The following is a 24,473-nucleotide window of genomic DNA, read 5'->3' on the forward strand; positions in this document are numbered from 1 at the left end:
CGGACCATGTCGACCACCGGAGGAGCCCCCGCGGCGATCGCCCCGGACTCGCTGCGCCGCACCATGGCCCGGTTCGCCACCGGCGTCATCGTCATCACCGTGGGCGGCGAGCACGCCCACGGCATGACGGCCAACGCGTTTTCCTCGCTGTCCCTCGACCCGCCGCTGGTGCTGTGCTGCGTGGCGCACACCGCGCGCACGCACGCGTCGCTGACCGCCGAACGCCGGTTCGCGGTGTCGGTGCTCGGCGCGGACCAGGAGCCCGTGGCCCGCTACTTCGCCGACAAGCGGCGCCCGCCGGGCGCCGCCCAGTTCTCCCGGGTGGACTGCACGCCGGGCGAGCACACCGGCGCGCCGGTGCTGGCGGACGCCTTGGCGTGGCTGGAGTGCGCGCTCGTCGACGCGCACGACTCGGGCGACCACACCATCTTCGTCGGCGAGGTGCTGGCGGCCGGGCGCGGTGCCGGGGACTCGGCACTGCTGTTCTTCGACGGCGGGTACCGCAACCTGCCGGTATGACACCGGGACCGGCGACGGCATCGCGCGCCGTCGCCGGTCCCGGCCCCGTTCGGGTCAGAGCATCTCGGTGCCGGGGTCCAGGCCGAGCAGCGCCCGGCCGTAGACCTCCATGTTGGTGGCGAACACGATCCACCCGTGCATGGACAGACCCTCGATGTCACGGCGGAACCGCTGCAACGGCTGGTCGCGGCGGATCGCCGTGGCACCCGCGGCCTCGTACAGCTCCTCCACGGCTTCCTTCGCCAGCCGCACGGCGAACGCGCTCTGCCCCCGGATCTCCACGCGCTCGGCGAGCGTCGGCTCCTCCCCCGCGTCCGCCCGCTCCTGCTGGATGCGGTACATCCGCTCGGCGAGCGCCTCGGCCGCGGCGATCCGGCTCGCCGCGACGCCCACCTTCACCTGGGTGACCGGGTGCTCCCGCTGCTCGGTCCACGACGTGTAGCTGATGCCGCGTCCGGGCAGGCGTTCGGTGAACAGCTCGTACGCGCCCTTGGCCAGCCCGATGAACGTCGACACGGCCTGGGAGAACAGGAACGGGTACAGGCTGTAGGCGCGGCCCGGCGGCAGCGCGGCGAGCAGCTCCGGGTGCTCGGCGAGCTGCGCGGCGGCCTCGGCCGGGATGACCACGCGGTGCGCGGGCACGAACACGTCCTCGGCGATGGTGGTGCAGCTGCCGGTGGCGGCCAGCGCCGAGGCGTGCCAGTCGTCCACGACGGTGAACTCCGACATCGGCACCATCGCGACCGCCTCGTCCACCCGGCCGTCGGGGTGTTCGAGGAGGGTGATCATCATGTTCCAGTCGGCGTCCTGGCAGCCGGAGTTGAACCGCCACGTGCCGTTGAGCCGGTAGCCGCCGTCCACCGGGACCAGCGTCCCGGTGGGCATGAAGCCGCCCGAGATGCGCGGCGCGGGCGTGGCGAAGACCTCCCGCTGGAGCTCCTCGGGGTAGAGCGTGGACATCCACGCGCTGGACAGCCACACCATCGCGACCCAGCTGGTCGAGCCGCAGCCGCGGGCGATCTCGGCGAGCACCCTCGCCTGGTCGGCGAGGGAGAAGTCCAGGCCGCCGTAGTGGCGCGGGGTGGCGATGCGGAACACCCCGGCCCGCTCCAGCAACTCCAGGTTCTCCGCCGGCACCCGCCGCGCGTTCTCCGCGGCCAGGCCGTTCGCCCGCAGCCGGGGTACGGCCTCCCGCACCGCGGCCACCACCACGTCGACGTCGGCGTCGGTTTCCACACTGACCATTGAAGACTCCCTGGAACTCGGATGCGGTCGGGGGTCGACAGCCCCGGTGGCGAGCCTGGCAGCCGGGGCGGAAGGCCCGGTCACACCGCGGTAACCGGCGGGGTGCGCACGGCCGCGTCCGGAGTGCGCGCGCGGTTACAACTCCTCCCTACGGTGGGAGCGCCGCGGCCCGTACGGCTCGGGTCCACCGGAGGAGAGGGCAGCACATGACCCAGACCGGCCTGCACGTGCTCGACACCACGGGTCGCGACATCCAGGGCGAGGCGGCCGCGCTGCGGGCGCGGGGCCCGGCGGTCCAGGTGGAACTGCCCGGCGGGGTCGCCGCCTGGCTGGTGACCGACACCGCGTTGATCAAGCAGCTGCTGACCGACGAACGGGTCTCCCGGGACGCCTACCGGCACTGGCCCGCGTGGCAGAACGGCGAGGGCGAGCTGGCCCGGACGTGGCCGCTGGCGATGTGGGTCGCCGACCGCAACATGATCACCTCCTACGGCGAGGAGCACCGCAGGCTGCGCAAGCTCGTGGCGGGCGCGTTCACCGCGCGCCGGACCCGGGACATGCGGCACCGGGTGGAGGCGATCGTGGCGGCGCTGCTGGACGGGCTGGCGGCGCACGGCCCGGACCGGCCGGTGGACCTGCGCGCCGAGTTCGCCCAGGCACTGCCCGCGGCGGTGATCTCCGAGCTGCTCGGCGTGCCCGACCGGGTGCGCGGCGAGCTGCTGGGCGTGATCGGGGGGTGGATGACCGCGCAGGACGAGGCCGCCCTGGTGGAGTACACCCGGCGCGGGTACGAACTGCTGCGCGACCTGGTGGCGCTCAAGCGGGTGGAGCCGGCGGACGACCTGGTGAGCGCGCTGATCTCGGCCCGCGCCGAGGACGGTGCGCGGCTGTCGGAGCAGGAGCTGGTGGACACCGTGCTGCTCACCTTCACCGCGGGGCACGAGACCACCACGAACCTGATCGACCAGGCCGTGTTCGCGCTGCTGACCCACCCCGACCAGCTCGCCGCCGCCCGGTCCGGCGCGGTGGGCTGGGCGGACGTGGTGGAGGAGTCGATCCGGCTGGAGGCCCCGTTCGCGAACCTGCCGATGCGGTTCGCGGTGTCCGACATCGACCTCCCCGGCGGCCCCACCATCCGCGCGGGCGACCCGATCATGATCTCGTTCGCCGCCTCCGGCCGTGATCCGCTGGTGCACGGCGACGACGCGGACGAGTTCGACGCGAGCCGCCCGACCCGCGCCGACCACATCGGGTTCGGGCACGGCGCGCACTACTGCCTCGGCGCCCCCCTGGCCCGGATGGAGGCCGTGGTCGCGCTGCCCGCGCTGTTCGCCCGGTTCCCGGACCTGGCGCTCGCGGTGCCCCCGCAGGACCTGCGCCCGCTGGAGTCGTTCGTCTCCAACGGTCACCAGCAGCTCCCCGTCCTCCTGGGACGGTCCGCGTCCTGACCGGGAGCGCGGAGGGCCGGGTCCGCTGTGGACCCGGCCCCCTTCCGCGTCACGGCGTGCCGTGCACGACCCAGACCGTCTTGGGCTCCAGGTAGGCGTCCAGGTTGGCACGACCCAGTTCCCGGCCGATGCCGGACGCCTTCACCCCGCCCCACGGCGCGGCCGGGTCGCCGACCGCCCAGGCGTTGACGTAGAACATGCCGACCCGCAGCCGTGCGGCCAACGCGTGCGCGGCGGCGAGGTCACGGGTCCACACGCCGGCGGCCAGCCCGTACGGGGTGTCCTCGGCGAGTTCCACCACCTCGTCCAGGGTGTCGAACGGGGTCACCGCGACCACCGGGCCGAACACCTCCTCCCGCGCGAGCGCGGCGGTGGCGGGCACGTCGGCCAGCACGACCGGCGCGATGAAGTACCCGCCGGCGGGCACCGGCGGGGGCAGCGCGCCCGCGACCACCCGCGCGCCGCGCTCGACGGCGTCGACCAGGTAGCCGCGCACGCGGGTGTACTGCTCGGCCGACACCAGTGGTCCGACCACGCCGGCCGGGTCGAGCGCGGGCCGGACCGGCACGCCCGAGGCCGCCTCGGCGAGCCCGGCCAGGACGTCGTCGTACACCGCGCGCTGCACGTACAGCCGGGCGCCGGCCACGCAGCTCTGACCGGTGTTGAAGAACGCCGCCTCGGCCGCGCCCGCGATCGCGGCGGGCAGGTCGGCGTCGGCCAGCACGATGTTCGGGCACTTGCCGCCCAGCTCCAGGCTGACCCGCTTGACCGCCGCGCCCGCCTTGGCCGCGATCTCCCGGCCGACCGCGGTCGACCCGGTGAACGCCACCTTGGCCACGCCGGGGTGGTCCACCAGGGCCGCCCCGGTGGTGCCGTCGCCCGTCAGCACGTTCACCACGCCCGGCGGGAAGCCCGCCTCCTCGACCAGCCCGGCCAGCCACAGCGCCGACAGCGGCGTCTGCTCGGCCGGCTTGAGCACCACGGTGCAGCCCGCGGCCAGTGCGGGGGCGAGCTTCCAGCCCGCCATCATCAGCGGGAAGTTCCACGGGATGATCTGCGCGCACACCCCGACCGGCTCCAGCCGCGTGTAGCAGAGGGTGTCGGGCAGTGCGACCGGGAGCGTCGCGCCTTCCAGCTTGGTGGGCCAGCCGCTGTAGTAGCGCAGGTGCGCGACCGCGCCCGGCACGTCCACCGCCGACGCGATCGACAGCGGCTTCCCGCCGTCCACCGCGTCGAGTTCGGCCAGCACCGCCGCGTCCCGCTCCACCAGGTCGGCCAGCCGTGCCAGCAACCGTTCCCGGCCCGCCGCGGGCACCGCGCCCCACGGCCCGTCCAGGGCCGCGCGGGCGGCCGTCACCGCCGCGTCGACGTCCGCCGGCCCGGCCAGCGCGACCTCGGCCAGCGGTGTCCCGGTGGACGGGTCGACCGAGGTGAACGTCCGCCCGTCGGCGGCCGGCCCGAACTTCCCGTCGACGAACAACAGCTTGTCCTGCCGCAGGAACTCCGCGACCTCCGCGCCGACAACCCTGTCCACGGTGTGCTCCTCTCCGATGACGCGGCCGGTGGCCGGCACCGCGTCACACGACGTCGACCGCGTTTCCGACCCGGCCGTCCCGGGTCACCGCACCGGCTCCGACACCCGCACCGGACCGGACGCGCGGCTCGCGGGTGCGGGCCGCGCGCCCGGTGTCGGGGTCGGGGTGTCGGAGCGGGTTCCCGCTAGTGCGCGAAGGCCGCCGCCGCCGGCCGCGCCACGGACGCGGCGTAGGCGGCCGCGGCGGCACCGGACTCGATCGCGCCGTCGATGTAGCCGCTCCAGCCGTTGGCCAGGTCGCTGCCCGCGAACGCCAGCCGCCCCCGCGGCTGCTGCACGGTGGTGAACGCGCCGCTCGCGAGCTGCCCCGGCCGGCGCACCGACCACCCGCCGAGCGCGTACGGGTCACGCGCCCAGTTGTGCGCCTTCACCGCCTTGACGCGCACGTCGGGCACGACCCGCCGCAGGTGGCTCTCCACGGTCGCGCGGTCGTTGAAGTTGACGTTCGGGTCGTAGCCGAAGCCGAACATCACCACGCCCTCCGGCGTCCGGGTGTGCGGTCGCACCGCGCCCAGCACCGTGCCCTCCGGCGGCTGGGTCGAGAACTGGCCGTCGGCCTCGTCGACCAGCAGCCACAGCTTCTGCACGTTGGGCGCGCCGATGCCCTGGGTGGAGATCTGCGGGTAGGCGGCCGGCAACGCCGGGCTGAACGAGATGTTGCGCCACACGTTGACCGGCACCGCGATCACCGCCACCGGGGCGGTGAACACCTGGCCGCCCTTGGTGGTGACCTTCACCCGGCTGCCGGTGTGCTCGACCGACACGACCGGCGAGTTGAGCCGGACGTCCGCCCGCGCGTCGGCGAGCATGGCGTTCAGCAGCGCCCGCGTCCCGGCCTCCGGGTGGTAGGTGTTGACGCTGAGGTAGCCCTGGAACGTGTGCCCGGACAGCGCCCACGACTGCATCAGCATGGTGTACGCGCCGTGGTCGGAGTTGCCGCCCGCCAGGCCGCTGAGCGACCCGCTGACCCACAGCCGGTCCTGGGTGGACAGGCCCATCTGGTCGAGCCTGGCCTTGAACGACCGCGAGTCGGCGGGCAGCACCAGGTCCGACCGGTAGAGCGGCTCGTAGGGCCGCGGGAACATCTCCCGCGAACCGTCGAAGAACGGCGTGAACAGCTGGGCCATCCGAGGCCCGACCTCGGCCGGGGACAGCGCGTTGTACACGCCGAACTCCGACGGCATGTACATCCGCTGCGCGGGCAGCGTGGTGCCCAGCGGGATGCCGTAGCGCTGCACCTCGCGCCACACGTTCGGCTGCTTCTCGTCGACGGCTTCGCCGCCCATCTCCACCGTGATCCCGGCGAAGTCGTCCGTCCAAGTGCGACCGCCGACGCGGTTGCGCGCTTCCAGGATCAGCGGGCGGAGGCCCTTGGCGCGCAGGTCGCGCGCCGCGGTGACGCCCGCGAACCCGGCGCCGATGACGATCGCGTCACAGGCCCCGACCTCGGTGTCGGCGTGCGCGGCGCCGTACCCGGTCCCGGCGAGCAGGGCGCCGGCCCCCAGCCCCTTGATCAGGGAGCGGCGGGACAGCGTCGGACGGTCTAAGTGTCTGCTGGACAACGTTATTCCCCCATGTCGGGCGGCGGTGTTTTCCGGTTGTGCGCACACGTGCGGCGGTCGGGCGGGAAAGGCTGGTCTCCCCCGCTCCGACCGCGCAGCGTGTGGGTATTTCCTCGGGCTACAGGAAGAGCGTGTCCGGCTCGTGTCCGAGCAGGACCCGGCCCTGCAGCTCCAGGTTCGTGTTGGGCGTGAGCATCCCGTGCCGGGACAGGCCCAGGATGTCGCGGTGGAACCGCTGGAACGGCTCCTTGCGCAGCAACGTGGACGCCCCCGCGACCTCGTGCAGCGCCTCCACGGCCTCCTTGACCAGCTGGACCGCGAACCCGGCCTCGCCCCGGACGCGGACGCTGTCGGCGACCGAGGGGTGCTCCCCCGCGTCCGCGCGGTCCTGCAACGCCCTGATGAAGTTGTCCGTCAGCGCCTCCGCCGCGGTGATCCTGTTCGCGGCGGTGGCGACCTTGATCTGGGTGAGCGGGTGGGCCGACAGGTCGGCGTGGTCGGTGTAGGCGATCGGACGACCGGGAGCCCGTTCGACGAACGCGTCGTACGCGCCGCGCGCCGCACCGGTGAACACCGCGGCCGACATCGCCATCACGTAGGTGATCAGGCCGTAGCAACGGCCGGCCAGTCCCGCGTTGGACCGGTCCCCGGTGGTGCCGGTGACCAGTTCGGCCGCGCCCGCGACCCGGTGCTTCGGGACGAACACGTCCTCGGCGGACGTGGTGAAGCTGCCGGTGCCGGCGGCGGCGCTGACGTGCCAGTCGTCGGCCACGGTCAGCTGGTCGACCGGGACCATCGCGTACACCGGCGTGTACCCGCCGTCCTCACCGGGCACGACGGCGGCCAGGAAGTCCCAGTGCGCGCCCCGGACGCCGGTGTTGAAGCCCCACGAGCCGTTGAGCACGTACCCGCCGTCGACCGGGACGAGGGTGGCCGTCGGGGCGAGCCCACCGGAGATCCGGGCCGTGCCGTCGGCGAACACCTCCTCCTGCGAGGCGTCCGGGAACAGGCTCGCCACCCAGCCGCCCTGGATCCACGCGCTCGCCACCCACCCGGTGGACGCGCAACCCCGGGAGATCGCGGAGACCACCGCGACCTGGTCGGCCAGCGGCACGTCCAGCCCGCCGAAGCGGGTGGGCACGGTGAGCCGGAACACGCCCGCCTTGTCCAGCAGGTCGATGTTGTCCTGCGGGATCCAGCGGTTGTCCTCGGCCTCCCGGCCGTTCTCGCGCAGGGTCGGGACGAGGCTTTCGACCGCGCCGAGGACCTCTGCCGCCGCGCCCGCGGCCACCGGGGAGCTCACTGCTCGCCGTAGGGGTTGTCGACGGCGAACAGCCACCGGCCGTCGCGCCGCCGGAGGACGTCCAGGCCGACGCCGCTGAACCGCTGCGAGCCGCCGTCCGCGGTCGCCACGTCGATCGCCCAGTCCACGACGAGCAGCGCGGTGTCCCCGGTGACGTGCGATTCCCGCAGCTTCGCGGTCATCTTGGGCTTCTGGGCGATGAACTCGCGCAACGCGTCCTTGCGCGCCTGGCCGGACAGCGGGGCGCCGGGCTCCCACACCGAGATGGCGTCCTCGGTGTAGAGGGTGTCCAGCGTGGCGATGTCGCCCGCGTTGAACGCCGCCACGTACCGGAGGCCGTGTTCCTCGGCCTCGCGGACGAGGTCGACGGTGTCGACTGTGCTGCTCATGACAGTGGTTCCCCAATCCCTATGCGCTTCGGGCGGTCTTGGGCGAGGCGGCAAGCCAACCGCACACCGCCCATCGGACGTCCACTCCCGACCACCGGGGGCCGGTGGGCTCGGAGTGGACCTGCGATTGCCCGGCGGTTACCGCCGGGCCGGTGTCGTGCCGCGATGCCTGGTCATCCGCGGTACCGGGAGACCAACTCGCGCTTGAGGACCTTCCCGCTGGGGCCCAGCGGGAAGGCGTCGACGAACTCGAAGCGGCGCGGGTACTTGTAGGCCGCCAGCCGCGTCCTGGACCACGCCACCAGTTCGGCGGCCAGGTCCGAGCCGCCGGACACGCCGGGCCGCAGCGCGACGACGGCGCACACCTCCTCGCCGTGGCGCTCGTCCGGCACGCCGATCACCGCGACCCGGTCGATCTTCGGGTGCCGCGAGAGCACCTCCTCGACCTCGCGCGGGTACACGTTGTAGCCGCCGCGCAGCACCATCTCCTTCTTGCGGTCGACCAGTCGCAGGTAGCCGTCGGCGTCGAGCACGCCCAGGTCGCCGGAGCGGAACCAGCCGTCCACCAGCGCCTCGGCGGTCGCCTCCGGGCGGTTGAGGTACCCGGCCATCACGTTGTGGCCGCTGATCACCACCTCGCCCACCTCGCCGACGGGCAGCAGTTCGACCCGCGCGTCGAGTTCGGCGCGGGCGATCGCGACCCGGACGCCCCAGACGGGTTTGCCGACCGTGCCGGGTCGGCGCGGCCAGGCCTTCTGGTTGTACGTCACGACCGGGGACGTCTCGGTCAGCCCGTAGCCCTCGTACACCGGGCAGCCGAACACCCGCTCGACGTCCTCCAGCACCCGCACCGGCAGCGCGGCACCGCCGGAGTAGGCGCGCTCCAGCCGGGGACGGCGGCGCGCGGTCTCGGCGACGGCCAGCAGGTCGTAGTACATCGTCGGCACGCCCATGAACACCGTGCAGTCGTGCTCGGCCATCAGGTCCAGCGCGGGCCCGGCGGCGAACCGGGACGCGAGCACCAGGGTGGCTCCGGCGGCGAAGCACGTGAGCATCCCGCATATCTGGCCGAACGTGTGGAACAGCGGCAGGCAGCCGAAGAGCACGTCGTCCGGCCCCATGTCGAACGGGGAGCGCATCGTCGTGCCGACGTTGAGCAGGACGTTGAGCTGGGTCAGCATCGCACCCTTGGGACGCCCGGTGGTGCCCGAGGTGTAGAGCACCAGCGCGAGGTCGTCGGGTGCGCGGGGCACGTACTCGGGAATCGGGGTGACGGGCCGGTCGAGCCGGTCCGGCCCGTCACCGGCCGGCACGGTCAGCACCCGCGCGCCGGTGCGGTCCGCGGCGGGCCTGCCGGTGGCCAGCAGGGACTTGGCGCACACCAGGTGCCGGGCACCGGAGTCGGCCAGCAGGTAGGCGATCTCGTCGGCCGTCAGCAGCACGTTCACCGGCACCGGGACCGCGCCGAGCGCGAGCACCCCGAAGTAGACCTCCGGGAACACCGGGTGGTTGGGCAGCAGCAGCGCGACCCGGTCCCCCGGTCCGACGCCGCGCTCGCGCAGCACGGCGGCGCGGGTGCGGGCCCGGTGCCACAGCTCGGCGTAGCCGACGCTCTCGCCGTCGTGCACGACCGCCGGGTGGTCGGGCCTGCGGGCGGCGGACTCGGCGAGCACCGCGGCCACCGACACGCTCATCGCCGGTCACCCGCCGCGGCGCGCAGCGCGGCCCGGTCGGGCTTGCCCGCGGCGTTGAGCGGCAGCTCGGCGCAGAACCGGATGTCCACCGGGACGTGGTTGGGCGACAGCACACCGCCGATGTGGCCGCGCAGCGCGTCCGGGGTGGGCGCGGCGCCCGGCCGGGGCACGACGGCGGCGTGCACGTGCTCCACCCGGTCGGCGTCGAGCACGCCGAACACCGCCGCACCGAGCACGTCGGGGTGCCCGGTCAGCACGTGCTCGACCGCGACCGGGTGCACCTTGATGCCCCGGCTCTTGATCACGTCCGAGATGCGGCCGTGCAGCCGCAGGTAGCCGCGCTCGTCGAACCGGCCCAGGTCGCCGGTGCGGTACCAGCCGTCGGCGTCGCGCACCGCCTCGGTGGCGGTCGGGTCGGGCCAGTAGCCGAGCATCGCGAACGGCGTGCGCACCCACACCTCGCCGGTCCGCCCCGGTGGCAGCTCCCGCAGCCCGTCCGGGTCGCGCACGACGACCTCGGCGAAGGTCGGCCGGCCCGCGCTGTCCAGCAGCGCCGGGTCGTGGTGGTCGGCCGGGCCGAGCTCGGTGATCGGTCCCAGCTCGGTGGTGCCGTAGGTCTGGGTGAGCACGTCGCCGAACACCGTCACCGCCTCGGCGAGCCGGGTGGGCGCGGCCGGGCAGCCCGCGTAGGTGAGGGTCCGCAGCGCGGACAGGTCGACCGGGTGGACCGCGAGGTGGTCCAGCAACGCGTACAGCTGGGGCGGGGACACCGTCATCCGGGTCACCCGGTGCCGTTCGACGGCCGCCAGCGCCTCGCCGGGGTCGAACCGCGGGTGCAGCACCACCGAACCGCCCGCGACGAGGGTCATGTCGGCGACCGCGCCGCTGGTGTGGCTCAACGGCAGGGTGGACAGGTAGACCGTGCCGGGGTCGGCGCTCAGGCCGCGCACCGCCGCGCGGCGCACCGCGAAGGACACCGCCACGCCCTTCGGCCGGCCGGAGCTGCCGCTGGTGTAGGTCACCGTCGCGGGCGCGTCCGGCGGCACGGGGGGTTCGACGAAGTCCGACGGCCCGTCGGCCAGGTCGACCACGTCGGCGGCGAGCGGCCCGAGCCCGGCGAGCGCGGGCGGCGCCGCGAGGGCGTCGCGCAGGGCGCGGGCGGCGTCGACGTGCTCGGCGTCGACCGCGAGCACGTCCAGGCGGGCGGTGTCCAGGGAAGCGCGCAGTCCGGCGAGGTCGATGCGGTCCAGCGGGTCGACCGCGTTGGCGGTCTGGAGGTGCACCGCGGTGGCACCGGCGAGGTTCGCCGCGTACCGCAGCACCAGGGTCTCCGGGGTGTTGGTGACGGTGAGCAGGCCGACCACCGGCGGCGCACCGCCCGACCGTTCCGCGAACACCCGGCTCAGGTTGCGCGCCGCGGTGGTGACCCGCGTGGCCAGCTCGCGCCCGGTCACGACCCGACCGCGCCAGTGCAGCGCCGGGCGGTCCGGGCCGCCCTCCGCGGCGGTCAGCAGGTCCCGCACGTAGTTCCCGGCTCGGTCGTTCTCGCTCACCCGCGGCCCCCTGTCGGCTTCCTCGCTCGTCGGCGACGATGGCACGAATTCCACCGGAGAAATCCACCTCCGACCCCAACAAGCGGTAACCGGGGCCGGTGGGTTCACGGTTACCGGGACCGGGAGCCGGGTCGTTAGCTTTCCGGGTGTCAGCTCCCTGCGACGCGGAAACCGGTCACCGGCGTCCGCGCCGATCCCGCCGTCCCCTGAGAGAAAAGGCGAGCCCGTGATCCAGCACCTGGAAATCTTCGAGCGCCGGATGAACGCGGTCGCCGACAGCAGGCGGGAGTTCCTCGAAGTCGGCCGGATCGCGGGCCGGTACCCGGCGGCCAGCGCGCGCGTCGAGCAGGACGGCGCCCTGTCGGAGATCCGGATCTGGTGCAGCAACGACTACCTGGGAATGGGCCAGCACCCGGAGGTGCTGACCGCCATGAAAGAGGCGATCGACAATTACGGGGCCGGTTCCGGTGGCTCCCGCAACATTTCCGGCACCAACCACCACCACGTCCTGCTGGAACGGGAGCTGGCCGGGCTGCACGGCAAGGAGCAGGCCCTGCTGTTCAGCTCCGGGTTCTCCGCCAACGACGGTGCGCTGACCGTGCTGGCGGGCACCATGGAGAACTGCGTCGTGTTCTCCGACGCGAAGAACCACGCGTCGATCATCGACGGCCTGCGGCACAGCGGCGCGGAGAAGCGGATCTTCCGGCACAACGACGTGGCGCACCTGCGCGAGCTGCTCGCCGCGACGGACCCGACCCGGCCGAAGCTGATCGTGCTGGAGTCGGTGTACTCGATGAGCGGCGACATCGCCCCGCTCGCCGAGATCGCCGAGCTGGCCCGCGAGCACGACGCCGTCACCTACCTGGACGAGGTGCACGCGGTCGGCATGTACGGCCCGCAGGGTGCGGGCATCGCGGCCCGCCTGGGCATCGCCGACCGGTTCACGGTCGTCATGGGCACGCTGGCGAAGGGCTTCGGCACGGCGGGCGGCTACGTGGCCGGTCCGGCCGCGGTGATCGACACCATCCGCACCTTCTCGCGGCCCTTCATCTTCACCACGTCGCTGCCGCCCGCGACCGCGGCGGGCGCGCTGGCGGCCGTGCGGCACCTGCGGGCGTCCGACCGGGAACGCGATCGCCTGTGGGAGAACGCGACCCTGATGCACCGCCTGCTGACCGAGCGCGGCATCCCGTTCATCTCCGACGAGACCCACATCGTCTCGGTCCTCATCCGCGACGAGCTCAAGTGCAAGAGGGCCTCCGACCTGCTCCTGCGCGACCACGCGATCTACGTGCAGTCCATCAACGCGCCGAGCGTCCCGGCGGGCGAGGAGATCCTGCGCATCGCGCCGGGTGCCACCCACACCCCGGACGACGTCCGCTCGTTCGTGGACGCGCTGGACGACGTCTGGCGCGCCGTGGACATCCCGCGCATCGCCGAGCCCGTCGCCAACCCGGCCTGACGGGTCGGGTGAGCCGCACGCCGTCCCTGAGGGTGGCGTGCGGCTCAGGTACGGACACGTGTCCCCGGAGCCGATCCCATCCGTGGTTCCGGCCCGGTCGTGTCGATGATCGGGCGAAGCGGCACCGGCCCGTGCGAGGTGTCGATAGGATCGTCGGCGTCAGGTCGCGCCGGCTCGCCGGTGCGGAACCGGCAGCCGGGCGGTGGTCCGGGCCGACCCCTGTCATCGCCTAGCTTCCCCGGTGCACCAGGAGGACCCGCGTGTCGTCGACCGTCCGAGACGCGCTGACCGCGCTCGCCGCACTGCTCGCGCCCGACGAACCGGACGTGGCCGGCCGGGTGGTCCGTGCCCACGACGACCCGGCCGCCTACCTGCGCGCGCACGCCGACCGGCTCGACGACCGGGGCATCGACGAACCGGTCCCCAACCTGGCGTGGATCGCGCTGGTGGACGCGCTCGCCGACCACCGCCTGCTGGCCGAGGTGGACTGGAAGGAGGACCCGGCGGAGGTCCTGTCGCAACTCCGGGCGCTCCGGTCCAGCCCGACCAACGCGGGAGCCTGGATCTGGCTGGACGACGCGAGAACCGACGTTCCCACCTACGACTTCCTCCAGTCGGCGGGCGACGGGCTGCGTGACGGCGGCACCGCCCTCGCCGTCCTGGACATCGAGTCCGACTGCTACCCGCTCGTGCTGCTCCGGGCCTCCCGTGCCCGCGAACTCGTGGACCTGGCCACCACCGCGGGATTCACCGCCGGCGTTCTCGGCACGTCGGAGGTCTGACGGTGGTGCCCGGCAGCCAGGTCGATCCGACCGGGCATCATCAGAGATCATGGGTGAACACAAGGATCGTCTGCTGCGTGGCGAGTGGTACCTCGACGAACCCGACCTGGTGGAGGAACGGCGGCACTGCGCGCGGGTGCTGGACGACTTCAACGCCACCGGTGCGGACGACGACGCCGAGCGGCACCGCCTCCTGAGCGGGCTGTTTGGCGGGTTCGGTCCCGGCGCCCGCGTCCTGCCGCGTTTCCAGTGCAGCTACGGCTTCCTGACCACCATCGGTGCGAACAGCTTCGTCAACACCGACGCGATCTTCATGGACGACGCCGCGATCACCATCGGTGACGACGTCCGGATCGGACCGCGGGCGCAGTTGCTCACCGCTTTGCACCCGGTGGAGGACCACGAACGCCGCCGCGCCGGCTGGGAACGGGCCGCTCCCATCACGATCGGCGACAACGCGTGGCTCGGCGGCGGTGTGATCGTCTGCCCCGGCGTCACCATCGGGCGCAACACGGTGATCGGTGCGGGCAGCGTGGTCATCCGCGACCTACCGGACCACGTGTTCGCCGCAGGCAACCCGGCGAAGGTGATCCGCCGGCTGTGAGGACACTATCCACAGTGGACGCGACGCAGATCGTCTGCACGGCGCCGGCCCTCTGTCCGGTCACCCTGGTCGGGGTGGGTAGAGCCGGGTCCGTTCTAGGCGGTGTCCGGCCTCGGGCGGTGGGGGGACCGACCGGTTCGCCCCACCGTGCCACCGCCCACGGGTGTCTCAGCCGGCCAGGAAGCGCACCAGCAGGTCGGAGATCTCGTCCGCGTGGGTCCACAGGAACCCGTGCGGCGCGCCCTCGATCTCGACGTACTCGGCGGCGGGCAGGCGCTTCGCGAACTCGCGACCGCTGGCGTCGATGGGCAGGATGCGGTCGGCGGTGCCGTGCGCGATGAGCACCGGCACCCCGGTCTCGGCGACCTTGGCGACGTCGTCCCGGAAGTCGGTCAGCCAGGTGGACACCACGGCCCAGGACGCCTTGGCCCCCGCACCCGCGGCGACCGCGTAGCTGGTCCGCACCGCGGCCTCGCTGATGCGGCTGCCCAGGTTCTCGTCGAGGTTGTAGAAGTCCTGGTAGAACTGGTCGAACCAGGCGTAGCGGTCGGCCTTGGCGGCGGCCCGGATGCCGTCGAACACGCTGCCGTCGACGCCGGTGGGGTTGTCGTCGGTCTTGAGCAGGAACGGCTCCAGCGACGCCAGGAAGGCGGCCTTCGCCACCCGTGCGGCGCCGTGCCGGGCGAGGTAGCGGCCGACCTCGCCGGTGCCCATGGAGAAGCCCACCAGCGTGACGTCGGTCAGGTCGAGCGTCGTCAGCACCTTGTCCAGGTCGTCGGCGAAGGTGTCGTAGTCGTAGCCGGTGCTCGGCTGGTCGGACTTGCCGAAGCCGCGCCGGTCGTAGGTGATCACGCGGTGGCCGGCGTCGAGCAGCGCCTGCTCCTGCTTCTCCCACGACGCGCCGGACAGCGGGTAGCCGTGGATGAGCACCACGGGTCGGCCGACGCCCCGGTCGGTGTAGTGCAGGGTGATGTCGGCGCTGTTCTCGCGCCCCACGGTGATGTACGGCATCTCGGGTCCCCTCCGGTGCTTCGTCAGGTCGTGACGGTGGCGACGCTATTACCGAACGATCGGTAAAGCAACGTGACAGGTTTGACATCACCCTCCCGGTCAACGCGCTTGCGCGTTGACCGTACGTTCGGTATCCATGGGGGATGGCGCGTCCCCCGTCCGTGCGTGACGACGACCTGAGCGACCGGCTGGCCGAGGTGTTCCGCGAGGCCGGATACGAAGGCGCGTCGCTGGGCGCCTTGTCCGAGGCCGCCGGACTGCGCCGGGCGAGCCTCTACCACCGCTTCCCGGACGGCAAGGTGCAGATGGCCGAGGCGGTGCTGGAGCGGGTGGAGCGGTTGTTCGCCCACGCCCTGCAGCCCATGCGCGAGGACCCGGACGTGCGGGCCGGGATCACCCGGTCGGCACGGCTGATCGACGGGCTGTACGGCGGCGGCCTGCTGTCGTGCGTGATGGACAGCATGACGCTCGGCGGCGTGCCCGAAACCGTCCGGCAGCGGGCCGCCGAGATCGCCGAGTCCTGGATCTCGACGATGGCCGACGCGGCCCGGCGCGGTGGCCGCTCGCGCAGCGCCGCGCGGACGTCGGCCGAGGACGCCTTCGCCTTGGTGGAGGGCGGTTTGGTGCACGGCCGGCTGTTCGGGGACAGCGGCCCGTTCCAGCGTGCCCTCACCCGCCTCCCGGACCTCTTGCTCGGCTAGGCGCATCGGCCTGGGGCCAGGAAGCGCGCGAACACGTCCGCGAGGTGGTCCCCCAGCACCGCCCTCACTCCTCCGGTTCCACGCGCACCCCTCGCACGTTCACCTGTTCGTCGATCCGCCCGAGGTAGCGGAGTCGACCGTCCGCCGTGCGGCAAGCGAGATCACCGGTGCGGTACAGCCGCGCGCCGGGCACCGCGGAGAACGGGTGCGGGATGAAACTCTCGGCCGTACGGGCGGAAGCGCCGAGGTAGCCGTAGGCGAGGCCTGCACCGCCCACGTGCACTTGACCCGGGAACCCGATCGGCACGGGCTCCAGGTCGTCGCCCAGGAGGTGGATGTCGGTGTTGGCGATGGGGCGACCGATCGGCACCGGCCCGGTGTCCCGGTCGGAAGCGGTCACCTCGTGCGCGCAACAGCCGGCGGCGGCTTCCGTCGGGCCGTACTCGTCGATCACCCGAGTGTGCCCGCGCCACGCCGGGTCCGCGTGCACCGCCCGCCCGGTCACCAGCGGGAGGAACAGGCCGGTCACCGTCAGGTCGAAGCCGATGGACGAGTGCAGGACACTGCCTTCGCCATTCGAGGCGTAGTTCTCGGCGCACCAGAGGAGGTAGTTGACCACCGCCCGGTGCGGCACGACCACTCCCTTGGGTTCTCCGGTCGAGCCGGTGGTGAACAAGACGTACGCGACGTCGTCGGTCCGCACCGACACCCGTGCGTCCGCCGACCCCGCAGGCACATCGGAGAAGGAGAAGTCCTCGTCCAACACGATGTCGCAGCCACCGAGCGCGATGAGGCGGTCGCGGCGCAACGCGGGGAGCACGGGATCGACCGGCACATAGGCTCCGCCGGCTTTCAACACCCCCAGCAGCACCGCGAGCAGGCCGGAGCCGTGACCGAGGGACACCGCGACCCGCTTGCCGGGACCGATCCCCTTGTCGGTCAACCACAACGCGATCCGACCGGCCAGCGCGTCCAGATCACGATAGGACAGCCGCCCGCCCGGATCCGCGACGGCGAGGGCGTCCGGAGTCCGGGCGGCCTGTTCCTCGAACAGTTCGTGGAGCGTCCGGTCCACCGGGCGCACATCACCTTGGACGAACCCGTCCAAGAGTTCGCCGCGCGTGCGCGGGTCGAGCGCACCGACCCGCCGGACGGGCGTCGAGCCGTCTGCGAGCAACCCGGCCAACAGGGTGCGGTACTGGCTGTCCAGGTGCCGCAGGTATTCCGAACCGAACCGGTCGGAGTGCCACACGAGCCGATCTCCGATGCACGTCAGCCTGACGTCGCACGGCTCCGCGTCGACGTCGTCCCACACCACCGGGAAACCTCGTGTCGGCACGGCGGGCACGTACTCGAACGCGGCCGTCCACCCGGTCGGATCCGCGTCCCGGATGAACTCCTCCACCTCCTCGGTGGCCGTCAGTTGCGAGTCGATCGCGGCGACCACCGCGCCGAAGCCGGTGGCGTCGCCGATCGAGGACCGCGTGCCGACCCAGAGCGTGAACGGACCGGGGCAGTCGCGCAGCTCCTCGTGCTTGCGGGCCGGGAACGCCGTGCCGACGGACACCTCCCGTTGACCGCTGATCCGGTGCAGCAGCACGTGCCAGACGGCGAGCAGCACGCTTTCCACGCGCACCCCACACGACCGGGCGTAGTCCCCGACCGCCGACCGCACGCTCTCGAACGCTCCCGCAACCCCACCGGGCAACGGGAACCACACCAGTGCCGCATCCGCGCGGGCGGTGACCAGCGCTGCCGTGCCGTGGGTATCGGCCAGCTCGTGTTGCCTCTCGGCGTACTGGACGTACCGCAGAGCCTCACCGGGCGTCCGACCCGCGTAGTGGTCCGCGGTCCAACCGACGACCAACCGCAACGTCGCACGGTCGGCGGCCATGGGGCACAACGTGATCAGCAGTCGGCGGGTACGTACGAACAGCGTCGCGCGCACCACGGGTCCGTGTTCAAGGTCGAACGGCCGCGCACGCTCGTCAGCCGCGATCCGCTCCACCGCACCGTCCACTTCGGACCATTCGAGTCCCATGTCGTCCCGGACCACCTGCACGGCGGTCCGCACCCCGGGGACGCGGTGGTACGTCGTGCGCAAGATCTCGTGCTCCCGCACCACAGCACGCAGGGCGGCGGCGAGCCGGGACGCGTCGAGCAACCCCTCGATCGCGACCAGCGCCTGAGCCGAGCACGGCCGCCCGGACTCCAGCACCCGCCACACCCGCCGTTGCTGCACCGAGAGCCGGTGGCCCTCCACCCGCACGCCGGTCACCGGAACCGGACCACGTCGCCCATGGCGGCCAACAGCTCACGCTCACCCCGGAACGGGTTGCGGGCGTGCGCTGCCGAGATGTTGTTTACCACCATCACATCACCGCGCTGGTCTGTCGGCACTCCAGCGCCGGCGCGAAGCCCGGGTTGCGCACCGGGTTTCCCGGGCTGATCCAGTCGGTGACCCACAGTCGCTCCTGCGCGAACGACGGCACGGCGAAGTCTGCGTACCCGTTCACCGGTCCGCGCTCTCCCGCTCGATCCTCCGGCGCAGGCTCAGGGGCCGGAGGTCGGTCCACACCCGCTCGATGTGCGCCAGGCACTCCTCCTTCGTGCCGCTGACACCCACATCGGACCAGCCCGGCGCGTTCGCGCGGTCGGTCGGCCAGATCGAGTACTGCTCCTCGTGGTTGACCACGACCTTGTAAACGGCCCCCATGTCGGGAAATCCCCCTCGGCGAGAACTGGATGCGGATGCGCGGTGCCCGCCCCACGGCGGCGTGACCGGTGCGGTGCAGCCGGTCGAGCTCCCGCGCCAGATCGGCGATCTTCGGGTGGTCGAACACCAGGCTGATCGGCGCACGCACCCCGACCACGCCACCACGACAGACGACCAGCGCCCGCAGGTGGTGCACCCGAGCTTTGGCCCTGCCCTCCGACCACCGGTGGCTCCAACGCACGTCGGACGTCGCAACGACGATCGCTTCGGGAGTCGCGACCGCCTGCGCGGCGACGCGTTCGTGCGCAACGGTGTCACGCCGGCACACGAGCGGCCTCCTCCAGTTCGGGGTACCGCGACCTGATCGGCGTGAACAGGCCCACGACGACCACGGCCGACAACACAACCGCCACCCCGAGCAGCGGGCCGCGAACACCGAACGCGGCCACCAGTGCGGTGAGCGCGCTCGCGCCGAGCGGGGCGAGCGCCGTGTGGACGGTCCAGAACGCCGACGTCACGCGGCCGAGCAGGTGGTCGGGCGTGACGGACTGGCGCAGTGACATCGAGGAGATGCCGGCCAGCGCCATGCCGAACGCGTAGCCGAGCACCGCGCCCGCCACCACCAGGGCCGACCCGGACCCCGCCAACACCGCGACGGCCGCCGCGCACAGCAGGACCAGCAGCGGCAGGGCGACCAGCGCGAACGAGTTGCCCAGCTCCGACAGCGTCTGCCCGGCCCAGAAGACCGTGAAGTCGCGGTCCGCCCGCAGCGGCCGGGAGGAAGCCGTCCGCTCAGCCATCGGTTCCGCCGTGCGGTTCGGCCATCGCCACCGCGATGCGGCGCGGACCGGTGTACGGCTCGTCCGCGTACACCTCCCGCAGGCCGCGTCGGACGGCGTCGGGCAACGTCGTCACGGGGAACATGGCCGCGTGGTCGAACCACACCCGAGCGTCGGTCACCGGGTCCACGTGCACCGCGTCCCGCACCGCCCGGACTCCCGCCGTACGCCGTCGGCGACAGCGCGACCGATCGGGAAATCGGTGGCCCGGACATTCCGGATGCGATCGCGCGGGCCAACTGGAGTGGAATTGCGGACACATTCACGATCCACCGACACCAGCCCCCAGGTCTCGCCGGTTCGACCGGCCACCCCCATAGCGGCCGATACTTCGCATAGTAACGACGACATGCCTCCTGGCAACCCCCGTTCGAAACCGATCGACCGCCCCTCAAATCCACCACCAGGTGCCCCGATGGCCCGCTTGACGCCCCGGAAGTCCTGTGTCACGTTGGAGTCGGCCCTGGCCGGCCGCGCAGTCCGCGGTGACTGCGGGGACCGACCTGACCAGGGCAGGAGTCGATCCAGTCGGGGGCCGACGACCAGTTCGACGCACCCGTCACCTTCCTCGCGACACATTCGGACCACTGATCACCCGACTGGCCGCAGGAACTGCCAGGGAAATTCCCGACCGGCTTCCGAAAACGGTCGCAACTGAGGAAAAGCGATGATTCCCCGGGCCCGCCGGGCGTCCACCAGTGGCCTGCCGTCGCCATAGCGCTGCTATTGCCACACCGCGCCGACGGGTGCTACCCGCTCGCCTTCCACGACGTGAAACGGCGTTCCAGCGCGACCAGCGCCTGGTTGAACACCAGGCCGATGATCGAGATCGTCACGATCCCGGCGTACATCTGCGGCACGGCGAAGTTGTACTGCGCGGAACTCACCAGGAACCCCAGCCCCGCCTTGGCACCCACCATCTCGGCGGCCACCAGCACCAGGATGGACACCGCGCCCGCGATCCGGATGCCGGTGAACACCGTCGGCACCGCCGCGGGCAGGATCACCTTCCGGAACAGCCGGTGCGGCGGCAGGTCCATCGACCGGGCCAGCCGCAGCAGGGTCGGGTCGACGTCCCGCACCGCGCTGATCGTGTTGAGCAGGATCGGCCACGTGCAGGCGTAGCACACGATCGCCACCTTGGACGTCTCACCGATCCCCAGCAGCAGCACGAAGACCGGCAGCAACGCGAGCGCGGCGGTGTTGCGGAACAGCTCCAGCAACGGGTTGAGCAGGTCGGCCAGCGGCCGGTACCAGCCGATCAGCAGCCCCGACGGGACGGCGATCGCCACGGCCAGCCCGAACCCGGACAGCGACCGCGTCAGGCTGGCCCGGACATCGCCGGCCAACCGCCCGCCCACCAGCAGTTCCCACCAGGCGGCGACGACCTCCGAGAACGGCGGCAGGAACGTCCGGTCCACCAGCCCCAGCCGGGGCGCCGCCTCCCACAGCGCGAGCAGCACCACGACGGTCGACAACCTCCGCGCCACCGCGAGCAGCACCGTCATCCCGACACCCCCGTCAGCCGTTGCGCGCGGACGACCTCGTCGTGCAGCAGAGTCCAGATCTCGTGCCGGTGGCGGGCGAACTCGGGGCTGGACCGCAGGTCCGCGACGTCGGCACGCGCGCCGAGGTCGATCGGCACCACCCGCTTGACCCGCCCCGGCCGCGACGTGAGCACCGCGACCCGGCCGCCCAGGTACACGGCCTCCTCGATGCCGTGCGTGACGAACACGACCGTCTTCCCGGTGCGCTGCCAGATCCGCAGCAGCTCGTCCTGCAACGACTCGCGGGTCTGGGCGTCCAGCGCGGCGAACGGCTCGTCCATCAGCAGCACGCCCGGGTCGTAGGCGAGGCTGCGCGCGATGGCGACCCGCTGCCGCATCCCGCCGGACAGCTCGTGCGGGTGCCGGTCCTCGAACCCGGTGAGCCCCACCAGGTCCAGGAACTCGCGGGCGATCCCGGCCCGCTCCCGGCGCGGCACCCGGGTGGCCTCCAGCCCGAACTCCACGTTGCCCTGGGCGGTGCGCCACGGCAGCAGGGCGTACTGCTGGAACACCATGCCGCGGTCCAGCCCCGGCCCGGTGACGGGTGCGCCGTCGACCAGGATCCGGCCCGAGGTGGGTGCGGTGAGGCCGCCGAACAGGTCCAGCAGCGTCGACTTGCCGCACCCGCTGGGTCCGACGACGACCAGGAACTCCCCCGCCGCCACGTCGAGGTCGACGCCCTCGACGGCGGTCAGCTCCGCCGGCCGACGGGTCCGCCGGTCCCGCACCCGGAACTTCTTCGTCACGCCCCGCAGGCTCAGGTGCGCGGTCACGTCACGACCCCACGCCGTTGAACTCGTTGGTGTAGCAGTCGGACGGCGTGACGCGGCTCCGGTCCACGTCGCCCCGGTCGGCCAGCCAGTCCAGCCACAGCGACATCTCGCGCTCCTGGATCCACCCGCCGGGACGGGCGACACCGGTCGACTTCCAGTACTTCAGCGACGACGCGTCCTCGTTCCGCTCGCGCTTCGCCATGATCTCGGTGAACCGCGCCACGACCTCCTCGCGCGGGCGGCTGCGGGTCCACTCGATCGCCCGCGCCACACCGGTGACGAACGTCCGCACGGTGTCCGCGTTGCCCTCGATGAACCTCTCGGTCAGCACGTACGTCCCGGCGGTGAACGGGCCGAGCAGCCCGAAGTCGGTGAACAGCGGCCGGAGCCCGCCCGCCGCGACCGCCTTCTCCCGCATGATCCCGCCGAGCACCGCCACGTCGACCTGCCGCTGCCGCAGCGACTGCTCGGTGCTCACCGGCGGCACCGCCACCACCTCCACCGACGCCGCCTCGTCCGGCGAGAAACCGTTGCGCTGCAGGTAGAGCCCGAGCATGGCCGCGGAGTGCGCGCCGAGGCTGTTCATCCCGACCGTGCGGCCGACGAGGTCGCGCGGTTCCCGGATCGGCGAGTCCTCCGGCACGTAGAAACCGTTGTAGGTGTCGTTGTCGATGCCGTAGTACCCGATGACGGACCTGACCGGCGCGCCCGCGCCCACGAGCTTCACCACCGTGCCGTTGAACGCGCCACCGAAGTCGATCTCGCCGGTCGCGGCGGCCTGCACGTCCTGCGGTCCGCTGGTGGTGTTGCCGACCCACTCCAGGCTCACGTCCTCCAGGAAGCCGAGGTCGGCGGCGAGTTCGGGCTGCAGCACCAGCCCCGACCAGCCCTGGTACCGCAGCGACTTCGTCTCCCCCGCGCCGCCGGAGGTGGTGCCGCAACCGACCGTCGCGGCGGCGAGCAGGGCGAGGAATCCCCTCCTGGTGGTCATGGCCGCCCTTCCCGATCGGAGGTGCCCGGAACGTCAGACGGACAGCGGGAACCTGTTGCGCGGCTCGGTCAGCCCGTAGTGCTCGCGCAGCGTGCGGCCGGTGTACCCGCTGCGGAACAGGCCGCGCCGGCGCAACAGCGGCACCACGTGGTCGACGAACTCCTCCAGCCCGGACGGCAGCAGCGGCGGCATCACGTTGAACCCGTCCGCCGCCCCGCCCCGGAACCAGGTCTCCACGTGGTCCGCGACCACCTCGGGCGTGCCCACGACCACCTTGTGCCCCCGTCCGCCGCCGAGCCGGCGCAGCAGCTGCCGCAGCGTCAGCGCCTCCCGCGCGGCGAGGTCCCGGATCAGCCGGAACCGGCTCCTGGCCCCGTTGACCCGGTCGACCGGCGGCAGCGGCGGCACCGGCTCGTCCAGCGGGTGCCCGGTCAGGTCGACCCCGAGCAGTTCGCTGAGCCGCCCCACCGCCCGCGCCGGCACGATCAGGTCGTCCAGCTCCTCGGCCAGCCGGCGCGCCTCCTCGGCGGTGGACCCCAGCACCGGCACGATCCCCGGCAGCACCACCACCTGGTCCGGAGCCCGCCCGCGGGCCGCGACCCGGGTCTTCAGGTCCTGGTAGAACTCCCGCGCCTCCTCGACCGTCTGCTGCGCGGTGAACACGGCCTCGGCGTGCGCCGCGGCGAACGCCCTGCCGTCCTCGGACGATCCCGCCTGCACCAGCAGCGGACGCCCCTGCGGGCTGCGCACCGCGTTGAGCGGCCCGCGCACCCGGAAGAACCTGCCCCGGTGGTTGATCTCGCGCACCTTGTCGGGGTCGGCGAACACCCCGGAGGCGGCGTCGAGCACCAGCGCGTCCTGGTCCCAGCTGTCCCACAGCGCGGTCACGACGTCCACGAACTCGGCCGCCCGCTGGTACCGCTCGTGGTGCTCGACGTTCACGTCGAGGTTGAAGTTCTGCGCGGACCGGTCGCCGGCGGTGGTGACGATGTTCCACCCGGCGCGGCCACCGCTGATGTGGTCCAGCGACGAGAACCACCGCGCCAGGTTGTAGGGCTCGGTGAACCCGGTGGACGCCGTGGCGATCAGTCCTATGTGGTCGGTCACGCAGGCCAGCGCGGTCAGCAACGTCAGCGGTTCGAACGCCCCCGCCACGCTGTGCCGGACGTCGCCCCACAACTGGACCCCGTCGGCCAGGAACACCGAGTCGAACGCCCCGCGTTCCGCGATCGCGGCCAGGCGCTGGAAGTGCCCGACGTCGGCGACCAGCCCGGGATCGGTCCGCGGGTGCCGCCACGCGGCCTCGTGGTGCCCGACGCCCATCAGGAAGGCGTTGAGGTGCAACTGCCTCTCCAACATGGAATCACCACCGTCGCAGTGCCGGACGAAAGCCGGTTCCCAGCATGTTGATCCCGGTCGGGCCGGTCAACCGCACGACAGGCGAACCGACTGCGCCTTCCAGGGGACGGGCCGTCTCGATCGACAGACTTCCCCGACCGGACTGGTGCCGATGATTCTTCGCGACGTGTCCACCAGCGCTCGGATTCCCCGAGTACGCACGCGATCGGTCGATATTTGTCCACAGTGGATAGAGCAGGGGCGTTACCAGGCCCGCCGGTGTGGAAAACCGGTCAGGGAACAGACGATCGGAGGTTCATCTCCGGCTGCCTCTTCTTCTAACGTCGTGAGCAGATCGGAAACCCTGCTTCCGGCCCGCAGTCGCGGTCCGGTTCTCCGGTG

At 72.5% G+C, this 24,473-nt stretch carries 23 protein-coding genes; 6 read left to right on the top strand and 17 right to left on the bottom strand.

Annotation, left to right across the window (positions count from 1 at the left end; genetic code table 11):
- The first annotated feature begins 6 nt into the window (after nt 1–6).
- The gene (locus tag FHS29_RS02260) at nt 7–519 is read left to right on the top strand and encodes a flavin reductase family protein (RefSeq protein WP_184687695.1); all 513 of its coding nucleotides are present in this window, start codon (nt 7–9) and stop codon (nt 517–519) included.
- 54 nt (nt 520–573) lie between these two features.
- Here the strand turns inward: FHS29_RS02260 and FHS29_RS02265 are convergent, their stop codons facing one another.
- Complete coding sequence (locus tag FHS29_RS02265) at nt 574–1,764, bottom strand: acyl-CoA dehydrogenase family protein (RefSeq protein WP_184687696.1); 1,191 nt, start codon at nt 1,762–1,764, stop codon at nt 574–576.
- A 206-nt stretch (nt 1,765–1,970) separates the two neighbouring features.
- On the opposite strand from FHS29_RS02265, the gene FHS29_RS02270 reads away from it, so the two are divergent.
- Nucleotides 1,971–3,212 (top strand): cytochrome P450 family protein, encoded by a 1,242-nt coding sequence (locus FHS29_RS02270; protein ID WP_184687698.1) that lies wholly within the window; start codon nt 1,971–1,973, stop codon nt 3,210–3,212.
- 49 nt (nt 3,213–3,261) lie between these two features.
- On the opposite strand, the gene FHS29_RS02275 is transcribed toward FHS29_RS02270, so the two are convergent.
- The 6 genes from FHS29_RS02275 to FHS29_RS02300 form a co-directional block, all read right to left on the bottom strand.
- The gene (locus tag FHS29_RS02275) at nt 3,262–4,746 is read right to left on the bottom strand and encodes an aldehyde dehydrogenase family protein (protein WP_184687699.1); all 1,485 of its coding nucleotides are present in this window, start codon (nt 4,744–4,746) and stop codon (nt 3,262–3,264) included.
- Between the two features lie 185 nt (nt 4,747–4,931).
- Complete coding sequence (locus tag FHS29_RS02280; RefSeq protein ID WP_184687701.1) at nt 4,932–6,368, bottom strand: flavin monoamine oxidase family protein; 1,437 nt, start codon at nt 6,366–6,368, stop codon at nt 4,932–4,934.
- 118 nt (nt 6,369–6,486) lie between these two features.
- Complete coding sequence (locus FHS29_RS02285) at nt 6,487–7,671, bottom strand: acyl-CoA dehydrogenase family protein (RefSeq protein ID WP_312864710.1); 1,185 nt, start codon at nt 7,669–7,671, stop codon at nt 6,487–6,489.
- Nucleotides 7,668–8,060, bottom strand: coding sequence for a YybH family protein (locus tag FHS29_RS02290; RefSeq protein WP_184687703.1), 393 nt, complete (start codon nt 8,058–8,060; stop codon nt 7,668–7,670). Before FHS29_RS02290 ends, FHS29_RS02285 begins: the two co-directional genes overlap by 4 nt.
- Before the next feature lie 173 nt (nt 8,061–8,233).
- Complete coding sequence (locus FHS29_RS02295; protein WP_184687704.1) at nt 8,234–9,754, bottom strand: long-chain-fatty-acid--CoA ligase; 1,521 nt, start codon at nt 9,752–9,754, stop codon at nt 8,234–8,236.
- On the bottom strand, nt 9,751–11,307 hold the full coding sequence (locus tag FHS29_RS02300; protein WP_312864711.1) for a class I adenylate-forming enzyme family protein: 1,557 nt from the start codon (nt 11,305–11,307) through the stop codon (nt 9,751–9,753). The genes FHS29_RS02295 and FHS29_RS02300 overlap by 4 nt, the downstream gene beginning before the upstream one ends.
- 226 nt (nt 11,308–11,533) lie before the next feature.
- On the opposite strand from FHS29_RS02300, the gene hemA reads away from it, so the two are divergent.
- The 3 genes from hemA (at nt 11,534) to FHS29_RS02315 (ending at nt 14,155) form a co-directional block, all read left to right on the top strand.
- Nucleotides 11,534–12,769 (top strand): 5-aminolevulinate synthase, encoded by a 1,236-nt coding sequence (gene hemA, locus FHS29_RS02305; protein WP_184687706.1) that lies wholly within the window; start codon nt 11,534–11,536, stop codon nt 12,767–12,769.
- A 260-nt stretch (nt 12,770–13,029) separates the two neighbouring features.
- Nucleotides 13,030–13,551: a DUF6630 family protein gene (locus FHS29_RS02310; protein ID WP_184687708.1), complete on the top strand. Its 522-nt coding sequence runs from the start codon at nt 13,030–13,032 to the stop codon at nt 13,549–13,551.
- 49 nt (nt 13,552–13,600) lie between these two features.
- Nucleotides 13,601–14,155, top strand: coding sequence for a sugar O-acetyltransferase (locus FHS29_RS02315; protein ID WP_184687710.1), 555 nt, complete (start codon nt 13,601–13,603; stop codon nt 14,153–14,155).
- 168 nt (nt 14,156–14,323) lie between these two features.
- On the opposite strand, the gene FHS29_RS02320 is transcribed toward FHS29_RS02315, so the two are convergent.
- A complete protein-coding gene (locus FHS29_RS02320) occupies nt 14,324–15,166 on the bottom strand; it encodes an alpha/beta fold hydrolase (RefSeq protein ID WP_184687712.1) in 843 nt (280 codons plus the stop codon).
- Between the two features lie 143 nt (nt 15,167–15,309).
- Here FHS29_RS02320 and FHS29_RS02325 point away from each other — a divergent pair, with 143 nt between their 5' ends.
- A complete protein-coding gene (locus FHS29_RS02325; protein WP_184687714.1) occupies nt 15,310–15,867 on the top strand; it encodes a TetR/AcrR family transcriptional regulator in 558 nt (185 codons plus the stop codon).
- Nucleotides 15,868–15,931: 64 nt separating this feature from the next.
- On the opposite strand, the gene FHS29_RS02330 is transcribed toward FHS29_RS02325, so the two are convergent.
- The 9 genes from FHS29_RS02330 to FHS29_RS02370 form a co-directional block, all read right to left on the bottom strand.
- Nucleotides 15,932–18,145, bottom strand: coding sequence for an AMP-binding protein (locus tag FHS29_RS02330; RefSeq protein WP_184687716.1), 2,214 nt, complete (start codon nt 18,143–18,145; stop codon nt 15,932–15,934).
- Nucleotides 18,146–18,239: 94 nt separating this feature from the next.
- Nucleotides 18,240–18,383 (bottom strand): hypothetical protein, encoded by a 144-nt coding sequence (locus FHS29_RS02335; RefSeq protein ID WP_184687718.1) that lies wholly within the window; start codon nt 18,381–18,383, stop codon nt 18,240–18,242.
- The gene (locus tag FHS29_RS02340; RefSeq protein ID WP_184687719.1) at nt 18,380–18,583 is read right to left on the bottom strand and encodes an MbtH family protein; all 204 of its coding nucleotides are present in this window, start codon (nt 18,581–18,583) and stop codon (nt 18,380–18,382) included. The genes FHS29_RS02335 and FHS29_RS02340 overlap by 4 nt, the downstream gene beginning before the upstream one ends.
- Nucleotides 18,584–18,897: 314 nt before the next feature.
- Nucleotides 18,898–19,383: a hypothetical protein gene (locus FHS29_RS02345; RefSeq protein ID WP_184687720.1), complete on the bottom strand. Its 486-nt coding sequence runs from the start codon at nt 19,381–19,383 to the stop codon at nt 18,898–18,900.
- Nucleotides 19,376–19,570, bottom strand: a complete 195-nt coding sequence (locus FHS29_RS02350; protein ID WP_184687721.1) for a hypothetical protein — start codon at nt 19,568–19,570, stop codon at nt 19,376–19,378. The genes FHS29_RS02345 and FHS29_RS02350 overlap by 8 nt, the downstream gene beginning before the upstream one ends.
- Before the next feature lie 601 nt (nt 19,571–20,171).
- Complete coding sequence (locus tag FHS29_RS02355) at nt 20,172–20,930, bottom strand: ABC transporter permease (RefSeq protein WP_184687722.1); 759 nt, start codon at nt 20,928–20,930, stop codon at nt 20,172–20,174.
- Nucleotides 20,927–21,742, bottom strand: coding sequence for an ABC transporter ATP-binding protein (locus FHS29_RS02360; protein WP_184687723.1), 816 nt, complete (start codon nt 21,740–21,742; stop codon nt 20,927–20,929). Before FHS29_RS02360 ends, FHS29_RS02355 begins: the two co-directional genes overlap by 4 nt.
- Before the next feature lies 1 nt (nt 21,743).
- On the bottom strand, nt 21,744–22,733 hold the full coding sequence (locus tag FHS29_RS02365) for an ABC transporter substrate-binding protein (protein ID WP_184687724.1): 990 nt from the start codon (nt 22,731–22,733) through the stop codon (nt 21,744–21,746).
- A 33-nt stretch (nt 22,734–22,766) separates the two neighbouring features.
- Nucleotides 22,767–24,092 carry an LLM class flavin-dependent oxidoreductase gene (locus tag FHS29_RS02370; RefSeq protein ID WP_184687725.1) on the bottom strand — a complete coding sequence of 442 codons (1,326 nt, stop codon included), beginning with the start codon at nt 24,090–24,092 and terminating at the stop codon, nt 22,767–22,769.
- Nucleotides 24,093–24,473: the final 381 nt, after the last annotated feature.

The organism is Saccharothrix tamanrassetensis, from assembly GCF_014203665.1.
GTDB lineage: Bacteria > Actinomycetota > Actinomycetes > Mycobacteriales > Pseudonocardiaceae > Actinosynnema > Actinosynnema tamanrassetense.